At 42.6% G+C, this 12,671-nt stretch carries 4 protein-coding genes; all 4 read left to right on the top strand.

What is annotated here, in order from left to right:
* Positions 1–2: 2 nt before the first annotated feature.
* Entirely contained in the window at positions 3–899 is an 897-nt protein-coding gene (gene htpX / locus ABT996_RS05505) for a zinc metalloprotease HtpX (RefSeq protein WP_035447804.1), read from the top strand.
* 126 nt (positions 900–1,025) lie between these two features.
* Entirely contained in the window at positions 1,026–2,402 is a 1,377-nt protein-coding gene (locus tag ABT996_RS05500; protein ID WP_005919072.1) for a UDP-N-acetylmuramoyl-tripeptide--D-alanyl-D-alanine ligase, read from the top strand.
* A 141-nt stretch (positions 2,403–2,543) separates the two neighbouring features.
* On the top strand, positions 2,544–4,055 hold the full coding sequence (gene cshA / locus ABT996_RS05495) for a degradosome RNA helicase CshA (RefSeq protein ID WP_010688119.1): 1,512 nt from the start codon (positions 2,544–2,546) through the stop codon (positions 4,053–4,055).
* 236 nt (positions 4,056–4,291) lie between these two features.
* On the top strand, positions 4,292–12,616 hold the full coding sequence (locus ABT996_RS05490; protein ID WP_180978433.1) for a Rib/alpha-like domain-containing protein: 8,325 nt from the start codon (positions 4,292–4,294) through the stop codon (positions 12,614–12,616).
* The last annotated feature ends 55 nt before the right edge of the window (positions 12,617–12,671 follow it).

Below are 12,671 nucleotides of genomic sequence, written 5' to 3'. Positions count from 1 at the left end.
AGATGTTATATCAACAGATCGCCTCAAATAAACGAAAAACCGTTTTGGTAGTACTTGGTTTCTTCTTATTATTAGGCGTGATCGGAGCAGCGATCGGCTACGCCTTTGCTGGTAGTGCGACGATGGGTGTGATTTTTGCAATCGTTTTAGGGTTTGTCTACATGTTCGTCATGTTAGGTCAGTCGACTGATGTAGTCATGAATATGAACAATGCACATGAGATCACCGATCCCAGCCAGGCACCGGAATTGTGGCATATCGTAGAAGACATGGCATTAGTTGGTAAGGTCCCGATGCCACGGGTCTTTATCATTGATGATCCAAGTCCCAATGCTTTTGCTACAGGTAGTGATCCCGAACACGCTGCTGTAGCAGCTACAACGGGGTTATTGGCGCGTTTGAATCGTGAAGAGATCGAAGGTGTGATGGCACATGAAGTTTCACATATTCGTAATTACGATATCAAGTTGCAGACCACAGCATTAGCCTTAGCTGCAGTTGTCTCATTGTTGGCTAACTTTGGTTCACATTCACTCTTTTGGGGTGGCACTAGACGGCGTGATGATCGTGAAGGTGGCAATGGGATCTTTGAGATCATCATGTTGGTCTTGGCTTTGTTAGCCATCGTTTTAGGCCCGTTGGCAGCTTCAATGGCTCAAATGGCGCTTTCGCGTAATCGAGAATATTTGGCTGATGCTTCAGCAGTTGAATTGACCCGAAATCCATTGGGGTTGATCAATGCACTAGCTAAGATCTCAAATAGTGAACCGATGCAAGCTGCTGATGCAAGTAGCGCTTCGATGTATATTGCCGATCCATTCAAGGGTAAAACGTGGGCACATTTATTTGATACCCACCCGCCGATCGAAGAACGGATCGCACGTTTGCAAAAAATGTAATCGGAAGGTACTGTGCAAGCAGTGCCTTTTTTTGTAGCTCATTATTGTTTGTGATACAATGGATAGGAACTGACAAAAAAAGTTATGTTGATCATTATTTGATCGGCAGAAAGGAAGAACATCCGCATGAAGATGCAATTATCCGAAATTGCTCGTGCTTTAGAGATAGAAGCAAAAGAAACTTGGGAAGATATTACCATTACCAGCGTCAGCTTTGATAGCCGCCAGCTAGAACCGGGGGCTTTATTTGTGCCACTTATTGGCGAACAAGACGGTCACCGTTATGTTCAAGCTGCGCTAGATAATGGAGCGAGTGCAGTTTTATGGCAAGCTGATCATCCTGAGACACCAACTGATATTCCAGCTTTGGTGGTCGAGGATACGTTGGTCGCTTTACAAGCATTAGGTCGTTATTATTTGCAAAAGATAAATCCAAAGGTCGTAGCTGTGACTGGAAGTAACGGTAAAACGACCACTAAGGACATGATCGCTGCGATCTTGAGCACTCAATTCAACGTCCAAAAGACTTTTGCTAACTTCAATAACGAGATCGGGGTCCCAATGACGATCTTATCAATGGAACCTAATACTGAGATCTTGGTCGTCGAGATGGGGATGGACCGCTTTGGACAGATAGATGAGTTAAGTCGTTTAGCGCAACCAGATGTAGCTGTGATCACGATGATCGGTGAAGCACATATCGAATTTTTCGGTACGCGCGCCAAGATCGCTGATGCTAAGATGGAGATCGTTAACGGTTTGAAAGAAGATGGTCTCTTGATCTACAACGGAGATGAACCACTTTTAGTCGAACGGGCGGCTAAGATCGAACAAGCGACCTTCACGTTTGGTAATGAACCTAAAGATGATCTTCAAGGGGTAAACGTCGTAAGTGATGCTACTAAATCCAGCTTTAGAGTGACTTTATGGCCAGATGAAAACTTTACGATCCCAATGATCGGGGCATATAATGTCAAAAATGCTTTGGCAGCTTTAAGTGTCGGAAAGGAATTTATGATCGATGTAGCACAAATGGCTAAAGCGTTAGAAAATTTCGATCTTACCAAAAATCGTACGGAATGGCGTACAGGGACAAACGGTTTTATGGTCTTAAGCGATGTCTACAATTCAAATCCAACAGCAGCTAAAGAGGTTTTACAAGCCTTTGCTGAGGTCAAAGTTGCGGGAAAACGGATCGCTGTTTTGGGAGATATGTTGGAATTAGGGGAAAATGAACGTCAAATGCATGCTAGTTTAGCTGAGGCGATCGATCCAAATAAGATCAGTGAGGTCTACCTTTGTGGTCCATTGATGGAAAGTTTGGCTACAGCTTTACAAGCTAAATTTGATGTGGACCAGATCCACTGCTATTCACCAGAGCAAAAAGAACAGTTAGCTACAGATCTATTGGCAAAATTGACACCTGATGATGCAGTTTTATTAAAGGCTAGTCATGGGATCCATTTAGAAGAAGTTCTAACTAAGATTGCTAAGAGTGAATAATAGTGATATGCTATTATGATACGTACAAAATGAATAAGTATGAGATGAACTTTGCGGGCTGGCGGGCTTTGGCGAAGTTTAGTGGTCTGTTATTTTGTGCAGACAGGTGGTCTGACCACCGAAACTAGGAGGAAATAATTTTTGAAATTTGATGAACTCGGTCTTTCAGAAGACCTGTTGAAAGCTGTTAAGCGTAGTGGCTTTGAGGAAGCTACGCCAATTCAAGAGGCAACGATCCCGCTGGTTCTTGCAGGTAAAGATGTGATCGGTCAAGCTCAAACAGGGACTGGTAAAACAGCAGCTTTTGGTTTGCCTATCTTAGAGCATGTTGATCCTAAGGAACATGCTATTCAAGCGATCATCATTTCACCAACGCGTGAATTGGCGATCCAAACACAAGAAGAACTTTATCGCTTAGGAAAAGATAAGCGCGCACGCGTCCAAGTTGTCTATGGCGGTGCTGATATTCGTCGTCAGATCAAACTCTTGAAGAATCCACCACAAATTTTAGTGGGTACACCAGGTCGTTTATTGGACCATATCAACCGTAAAACTGTTGATTTGAGCAAGGTTAAGATGTTGGTCCTCGATGAAGCTGATGAAATGTTAGATATGGGCTTTTTAGATGATATCGAAAAGATCATTTCTAATGTGCCCGGTCAACGCCAAACATTGTTATTCTCAGCAACCATGCCAAAAGCGATCTTGCGGATCGGCGAAAAATTCATGACTGAACCAGAAGTTGTTAAGATCAAGGCTAAAGAATTGACGACCGATCTAGTTGATCAATATTTTGTTAAAGTACGTGATTATGAAAAATTTGATATCATGACACGGATCTTGGATGTTCAAGCCCCAGAATTAACGATCGTCTTTGGGCGGACGAAACGTCGGGTCGATGAATTATCCAAGGGCTTGGAAGCACGAGGATATAACGCGGCTGGGATCCATGGTGATCTTTCGCAACAACGTCGAATGAGTATCCTTAAGCGCTTTAAGGAAGGTAAGTTAGATATCTTAGTTGCAACTGATGTGGCAGCTCGTGGGCTAGATATCTCAGGTGTGACCCATGTTTACAACTACGATATCCCACAAGATCCAGAAAGTTATGTTCATCGGATCGGACGTACAGGACGCGCTGGACGCCACGGTGTTTCGGTGACTTTTGTAACACCTAATGAGATGGATTATTTACGTGTGATCGAACGTTTGACTAAGAAACGTATGGATCCATTGCGTCCACCAACAGAAGAAGAAGCTTTTGTTGGTCAAGTTTCATCAGCTTTAGACGATGTCAAAGAATTAGTTGCTAAAACAGAAACGTCTAAATATGAAACACAAGCTAAGGAATTATTGGCGGAATATGACGATGTTGATCTAGTAGCCGCTTTACTCAATAACATGACTAAAGATGATGCTAGCTCAGTTCCGGTCAAGATCACGCCTGAACGTCCATTACCAAGACGTAAGAGCAGTAGTACAGGTAAGTATAAGCGTTACGGTAGTCGTCGTAACAATAAATTTAATAATAAACGCGACTATGGTAAATCAAAATCTTATCGTGATAATAAAAAGAAGCGGAGAAACGATTCGCGCGAACGTTTTTCCAAAAAAAATAGCGAACGTAGCTTTACGATCAGAACTAAAGATTAATTAAGTGTCTTAAAACACTCCAGTTTAAGTGAAGACTGGAGTGTTTTTTTGTAATACAAAATCTATTTAAATTTATATAATATTTTTAATGAATAAATAAGTTTTTATTGAATATAATTAATAAAAAGTGATTGAATCTATTGATTATTTCTTATTTTAGGGATAAAGTATGTTCAAGTTGTTGAGTATCTCTGAAATAGATACTTGATTTCAAATAATCAATGGAGGGTGAGCGTATGCTTTCGAAAAACAATTATCAACTTCAAGCGCAAAAACTCGAAGCCAAGCAACAGCATTTTGCAATCAAAAAACTAACGATCGGTGTGGCCTCAGTTTTGATCAGCTCGACCTTTGCTATGTATGCAGGATCACACACTGCAATGGCTGCTGAAACGGCTCCACAGTCCGATACAGCAAGTGAAAAAACTGATAGTAACAAGCAAAATATGAAAAAAGAAGTCGTTTTAAATAGCGCTAAGCCAGAGACGACTAGGGAAACGCCGGCCAAATCTACAGCTGAGGTATCAAGTACAGAACCGGTTGCTGCTGCGTCCACTGCTAAGGCGACTGAAACTGAGCACTCTCAGGTAGAAAGTCAACCACAGGCTAAACCTGCAACTACGGCGAGTTCTAGTGCAGTTGTAAGCAAACCACAGGAAAATGCCAGTGTTCAGCCACAAAGTAAACCAACGGTAACAACGACACCTGTTGGCAGTGCACCTAAAGCAACTGAAAATGCCGTGGCTCAACCGACCCAAACTGCACCAACTCAAGTAACACCAGCCGTCCAGACGCAAAAATCACCGCAGTGGCAAGCTGATGCAACTAAAGCGGTCGATAATAAGACGGGGCTATATACGCCACAATTGAGTTATAACGCTAAGTGGTATTCAATGTCGGTCGATCCAGGAAGATTGACACCTGATGTGATGAAAGGCAATTCGATCCCATTTACAGCGGTCAATCACCGGAGCAATGCCACTGCTATTTTATCAGTAGATTATAAGTTTAGGATCCAATTAGACGATCGTTTAGTCGATAAAGTAGCCGATATCTCGATCAGTCCAGCTGATACTGTAAATGAAGTCGTCCATTTTAAGCGGGTATACAATGATGCCCAAAAACCAACTAATATTTGGGAAGCTAATGTTGTTTATAAGCAAGGTGGGATCTTTGGCGGTTTATTTACCAGCGCAGGTAAGGCTACGATGGCGCGCAATGGGAAGATCATGTTAAATGATACTCTTGATAACATCTATCCTAAACTGCCAAATATCGCTAAGAGCCCGCTCGTATATAATGCATATGTCTACGATAATTCAAGTCGTACGGCGTTGTTATCGACTAACAATGAAGGTTATATCGTTGGACCTAATGATCCATTAGCTAAGGTCCCAGTTACGAGTGATTTTGGTGGCAAGTTCATGGGGGCCAATTCGACGGTCAGTTATGATCCTAGTGTTGGAAAAAATGGTGCTTTGGTTGTCTATTATCAAGCCGAAAAAAGCAGTATGTGGTCGTATAATAGTGACTGGAAATTCAAATTACATTATGCGATCGACCGTGCACTACTTCCTTATATTGAAAAAAATAACGGGGCATATACGGTAGAGCTTGATAAAGCTGCAGATGGTTGGGGTGCAGATGGTTCTTATGGTTTTGAACAAGTTACAGATCCTAAAACCGGAAAGTCTTTGTGGAAGCGGATAGCTTATCTGTCTAGACTTGAGCACAAAGTGGCAGATCTTCCGCTGAATTTGGACGGAACGGGTGTGTTTGATCCTACCAATATGGCTGACTATGTTCAATTTAACAGTTCAGTGTCGATCGCTGGTCGTCCAGTGATGGTTCGGTTAGTCTATCATTTGAACAAAAAGCCTGAAGATATCTACACGGATATGCTAAAAAAAGGAACTGCAGGTGGAAACTTGCTGTTTAGCCAGTATTACGGAGATTCCAGTGATACGATGCAAAATTATTCTTTAGCAACAAGTATGCTTACTTTCAATGATTCTGATGGTGATACTTTGCCCGATCTAAAGGAAGAATCGGTCTTCACTAATCCACATGTGTCGATGCCTAATGTTTCCAATGCATATGGAACGGAAAATAAGGTACACGGCCAATTAGTCTTTAGTAATGTTGAAAAAAATACACAACATGTAACAGTTGAGAATAAGACAGGTAAAGTTTTAGGTGAGACAGATGTCCAACCTGTTCGTTTCAATGGCTTAGCTAAAGCTTTGCCGTTTGAGGTGGAATTAACAGGAAATGCTTTAGCAGCTAATAGTAATTTAGTGGTGCGTGTTGCAAGTAAATTTGATGGGAATGGTGAATCAACTAAAAATGAAGTTCCGCAAGAAACCGCTTTGAAGGTCAAGGTCGGACCGGTTGCTGCGAGTGGATTTACGTATCCATTAAATGCTGTTTTTCTACAAGATCCTAAAGAATTGATCGCTAATGTTAAGGAACTACCGGCCAATGCGACCTATACTTTTGTCAAAAAACCAGATCTAAGTACAAGTGGGATGAAAAACGCAGTCGTTAAAGTGAGTTTCCCTGACGAATATGATCCTAATTATCATCACGAAATGGAAGTCAATGTTCCTGTCAATGTGGAAGATATTGATCTAAAAGCAGGCAAATTTACACTTAAACCATTAGTGATGCATGTCAATGAAGTAAATGATGATATGCGGCCTTTGCCAGTAGAAGAACTACAAAGTTGGCAGGAAACAGGTGGTAAAAAGACACTTAGTGGGGATCCGCTATGGTCCTTAGTCAAGAGTGTAACTTGGAGTCAAAGTCCATCTACTAAGCTAGCTGGAACGGCACAAGGAGTCGTAACAGTTACTACCAAAGATGATAAGACTACCTTAGCGAATGTACCGGTAAATATTATTGGAGCAACTGCCAAACAAGGGGTGAAGACGCCTTGGGGAACTAGTGTAAAAGCTCAGGATATGATCGCTAATACAACTGAGTTAGCACAATTTGGTAAAGTGACGCCACTTACCTATACTTGGAAGACACCATTAAACGTAACTCCGACTGAAAATGAAGCTCACGTTGTGCACAATACGGTCGTGGTGGATTATGGCGATAAAACGATGCAAGAAGTTCCAGTCACAGTAACGGTCGGTGCTTCATTGGCAAGTAAGTTCAAAGCGCCTTTGGATCAAGTTACTGTTCATTATGGACAAAACTTAGATCCGGCTACTGTATTGACCTCGGAGCAAAAGGCTCAAGCCAAAGTAAGTAAAGTTACTTTTAATGCCCCGGTCGTAACAACAGGTCTTGGCAATAAACAAGTGGCAACAACTTTGACCTTTGAAGATGGTTCGACCGCTTCTATGTTACTTCCAGTCCAAGTTCTGGGTGCAACCGCTAAAACAGGTGTCAAGACGGCGTGGAACGTTTTGCCAGCAGCTCAGGCGTTAGTGGATAACGTATCAGCTTTAGCTCAATATACTCCGACTTATACTTGGCAATCACAGCCAAATGTGACACCTGGTAAAAATCAACCCCATGTAGTTTCAGGGGTCGTTAATGTAACCTATCCAGATAAAGTTGTTCAAGCAGTTCCAGTGACATTGGCGGTCGGTAGATCACAAGCAACAGTATTCGATGAAGCAACTACTGGAAAAATAGTCTCAGTAGTTGTCAACCATGGAGCTACTGTGGCAACAACAGATGCTTTACAAGCACTGACGCCTGAAAGTCGTAAGCAGTTTGCAGTGACTCAAGCAACATTCACCACACCCGTTGAAACGACAACAGATGGAACTAAAAATGTACCTGCTACTTTAACTTTTGCAGATACTTCAACGACAACCGCTGCTGTTCCAGTTAAAGTAGTCGGGGCTACAGTGAAGTCACCAGTCGAAACAGAATGGGGCAAGGTCCCGGATGCTGCAAGTGTAGTTGCTGATACTGCTGAACTACAGCCATTTGGTGCAACTTATAGTTGGGGGCTTGCTCCAGTTACAACTCCATCAGCTAAAGAAGATCATAAAGTGATGGGGCAACTTTTGGTAACTTACCGCGATGGTGCCAAACAAATATTGCCAGTAACGGTAAAAAAATCAGCCGGTGAGGAATTTGTGGCGGCTAGGGATCATTTAGTATTACAGCCATTAACGGTCAACTATGGTGCGACAGTTATGGCTGATGCCGCCAATAAAGCTTTGACTCCGACGGAAAAAGTTAATTTGAAAGTAGCTGATGTTAACTTTAAGAATGCAGTCGATACGTTAACTGTTGGGGAGAGTTTACAGCCTGTTCAGGTATCATTTACTGATGGTTCTACGCTAGAGACAAATGTTCCAGTCGAAGTAGTTGGAGCTGTAGCCAAACAAGGCATAAGTACACCGTGGGGGACTAAAGTTGCTGCCAAACAGCTAGTCGCTAATGTAGATAATTTAGCTCAATTTGGGTCAAAAGATCATCCAGTTATGTATCAGTGGTTATCCGAACCGGTTGTAACGCCTACTAAAGAACAAAATCATACTGTCTCAGGGGTCGTTACCGTAACTTATGGTGACGGAGCAAAACAACAATTGCCAGTAAGCTTTGCAGTGGAACCTTCAGCTGCTGAAAAATTGATGGAAAATACTCGGCAAGTATATGTTCCGCTAACGGTCAATTATGGTGCTAAGGTAGATCCAACCCAGGCACTCTCTGAAGTTTCTGCTGAGATGCAACAACAACTCAAGCTGGCTACAGCTAAGTTTACAGTACCTGTTCAAACGACGGAATTGGGGACTAAGAATTATCCTGCTACATTGAGCTTTACAGACGGCTCGAATATGACGGCTCAGCTTCCAGTTAAGGTGGTCGGAGCTCAAGTGAAACCAGTAGTTAAAACTACTTGGGGTGTTTTGCCTGATGCCAGCACAGTTGTCTCTGATCCAGCAGAATTAACTAAATTTAGTCCGACATATACCTGGAAGGCTTCGCCGGTAACTACACCGACTCCAGAACAAAGTCATCAAACAACGGGAACTTTACAAGTGACCTTTGCTGATGGGGCTAAGCAAGAGGTGCCTGTAAGTCTAACAGTAGCTCTATCAATGGCAGAAGTAGCTGCTAAAGTGCTTCAAACCCAATTGGTGGAAGAAGACCTGAACACAAATGTTCCAGCTACGGATGCAGCCAAAGGATTAACGGCAGAAACCAAGCAGAAATATTCAGTCACCGCTGCAAGCTTTGATCAAGTTGTTGACACAAGTAAAGTTGGTGAAAAGGATTATACTGCAACAGTAAGTTTTGCCGATGGTTCGACAACTAAGCTTCCATTGACGGTTAGAGTCGTTTCGCAAGCTGAAAAATATGCTCCAGTAGCTAAGCAAGATCTAACTGCCAAAGTGTCGGAAGTATTGGAACCAGCCAAGTTATTAGATCCAAGCGTATCATTGCCGACCGGAACTAAAGCAAGCTGGAAGACACCAGTGGATACGGCTAAAGCAGGGCATCAAACTGGCGAACTAGTAGTGACGTATCCTGATGGATTAAAAGATCTAGTTCCAGTTGCAGTAAAAGTCGGGACAGATGCACAAGCATTAACACCAAAAGCAAAAGCGGACTTGAAGGTAGCTTTAGGTGGTAAGTTGTTACCAGAAGAAGTGTTAGATCCAAGTGTAGCGTTACCGACAGGAACTAAGCTGAGCTGGAAGACACCAGTAGATACGACCAAAGCGGGTCATCAAACGGGAGAATTAGAAGTGACCTACCCAGATGGTTCAAAAGACGAAGTGAAAGTTCCAGTTAAAGTTGGTACAGACACACAAGCAACAATGCCAAAAGCAAAATCGGACTTAAAAGTAGCTTTAGGTGGTAAGTTGTTACCAGAAGAAGTGTTAGATCCAAGTGTAGCGTTGCCGACAGGGACCAAGTTGAGCTGGAAGATGCCAGTAGATACGACCAAAGTGGGTCATCAAATTGGTGAACTAGAAGTGACCTATCCAGATGGCTCGCAAGACGAAGTATCTGTACCAGTTAAAGTGGGTACGGATGCCCAAGGTTTAACACCAAAAGCAAAGGCAAACGTGGAAGTGGCATTAGGTTCTAAGTTAACTCCAGAAGAAGTGTTAGATCCGAGTGTAACATTGCCAACTGGGACCAAGTTAAACTGGAAGACACCAGTAGATACAACAAAGGCGGGTCACCCAAACGACGAGCTAGAAGTGCTCTATCCAGATGGCTCTAAGGATTTAGTCGAAGTTTCAGTGAAAGTCGGCACAGATGCGCAAGCAACAACACCGAAAGCAAAAACAAACTTAGAAGTCTCCTTAGGTTCTAAATTGACGCCAGAAGAAGTGTTAGATCCAAGTGTAACATTGCCAACTGGAACTAAGTTGAACTGGAAGACGCCAGTAAACACGACCAAAGCGGGTCATCAAACAGGTGAATTGGAAGTGACCTATCCAGATGGCTCAAAAGATTTAGTTAAGGTTCCAGTGAAGGTTGGTACAGATGCACAAGCAACAATGCCAAAGGTCAAATCAGATTTGAAGGTAACACTAGGTGATAAGTTATTGCCAGAAGAAGTGCTAGATCCAAGTGTAACATTGCCAACTGGAACTAAGTTGAACTGGAAGACGCCAGTAAACACGACCAAAGCAGGTCATCAAACAGGCAAATTGGAAGTAACATATCCAGATGGTTCGCAAGACTTAGTCAAGGTTTCAGTTAAAGTGGGTACAGATGCGCAAGCAACAGCGCCGAAAGCAAAAACAAACTTGGAAGTATCTCTAGGCTCTAAATTGACCCCAGAAGAAGTGCTAGATCCAAATGTAACGTTGCCAACCGGGGCTAAAGTAAGCTGGAAGACATCAGTGGATACAACCAAAGCGGGTCATCAAACAGGCGAATTGGAAGTGGCCTACCTAGATGGCTCGAAAGATGTAGTGAAAGTTCCAGTAAAAGTAGGCACAGATGACGAAGCGTTAACACCGGTAGCAAAGAACAATCTAGAAGTGAAGCTAGGTTCTAAGTTGACCCCAGAAGAAGTGCTAGATCCAAGTGTAGCATTGCCAACCGGAACTAAGTTGAACTGGAAGACATCAGTGAATACAACCAAAGCGGGTCATCAAACAGGCGAATTGGAAGTGGCCTACCCAGATGGTTCGAAAGATGTAGTGAAAGTTCCAGTGAAGGTAGGTACAGACACACAGGTAACAATGCCAAAAGTAAAATCGGACTTAAAAGTAGCTTTAGGTGGTAAGTTGTTACCAGAAGAAGTGTTAGATCCAAGTGTAGCGTTGCCAACAGGGACCAAGTTAAACTGGAAGACGCCAGTAGATACGACCAAAGCAGGTCATCAAACGGGTGAATTAGAAGTAACCTATCCAGATGGCTCGAAAGATTTAGTTAAGGTTCCAGTGAAGGTAGGTACAGATGGACAAGCAGTGACACCAAAAGCTAAAGTAAACTTAGAAGTGTCCTTAGGTTCTAAGTTGACCCCAGAAGAAGTTTTAGATCCGAGCGTAACGTTGCCAACCGGGACTAAAGTAAGTTGGAAGAGACCAGTGGATACAACCAAAGCGGGTCACCAAACAGGCGAGTTAGAAATAACATATCCAGACGGTTCGAAAGACCTAGTTAAGGTTCCAGTAAAAGTAGGAACAGATGGACAAGCAGTGACACCAAAAGCTAAAGCAAACTTAGAAGTATCCCTAGGCTCTAAATTGACCCCAGAAGAAGTTTTAGATCCGAGCGTAACGTTGCCAACCGGAACTAAATTGAACTGGAAGACACCAGTAGATACAACCAAAGCAGGTCATCAAACAGGCGAATTGGAAGTAACCTACCCAGATGGCTCGCAGGACTTAGTCAAAGTTTCAGTGAAAGTCGGCACAGATGCAGATTTGAACGATTTATTGGCTAAAGTAGGTGTAGTCATTAAACTTCATGAAAAAGTAGCACCACAACAACTACTGGTTGCAACTGACAAACTACCTAAAGGAACTCAATTTGTTTGGGCAAAAGCGGTCGATGCGGATGTAACTGGAAACCAGACTGGTGAAGTTAAGGTCGTATATCCAGATAAGTCTAGTGATGTAGTGGATGTGACAGTCAAAGTTCAGTCTGTTGCCGATCAGTTCACGCCAACGGCTGTTAAAAATCTAGTCGTTACTAAAGGGACTAAATTAGTTTTGGCTGACTTAGTGACGGGAACACTTCCAGCTGGTTCTCAATTGAACTGGGCAGTACCAGTTGATACTGAAAAGCTTGGTACACAACTTGGTAAGTTAGAAGTTATGTATGCGGACGGTTCTAAAGATAAAGTAAATGTATCTGCGAAAGTAGTTGATGTAACTAAGGCTGTTAAGATGACGCATGAAGTGGATCATCCGCAAGCTAAGGTGGTTAAGAAGGTAGTTTCGACACGTCAAGTAGGTCATAAGCAACATGCTGTTGCTACTGTTGGAAACAACAAGCAAGTTTTACCACAAACCGGGGAAACTACTTCAAAGAACACTTCTCTATTAGGCTTAGTACTGCTAATGTTGTTAGGATTGTTTAATTTTGGAGTAAGTTACGATAAGAAGAAGCATTGATAAGAGTTAGTTTTTACTGATTCAAAAATAGAATACAAATAATTGATCCTAGTAA

Source organism: Ligilactobacillus sp. RTP31139st1_D10_RTP31139_211217 (assembly GCF_040226755.1).
GTDB classification, from domain to species: domain Bacteria; phylum Bacillota; class Bacilli; order Lactobacillales; family Lactobacillaceae; genus Ligilactobacillus; species Ligilactobacillus animalis.
This window is presented reverse-complemented; position numbering and strand designations above follow the sequence as displayed.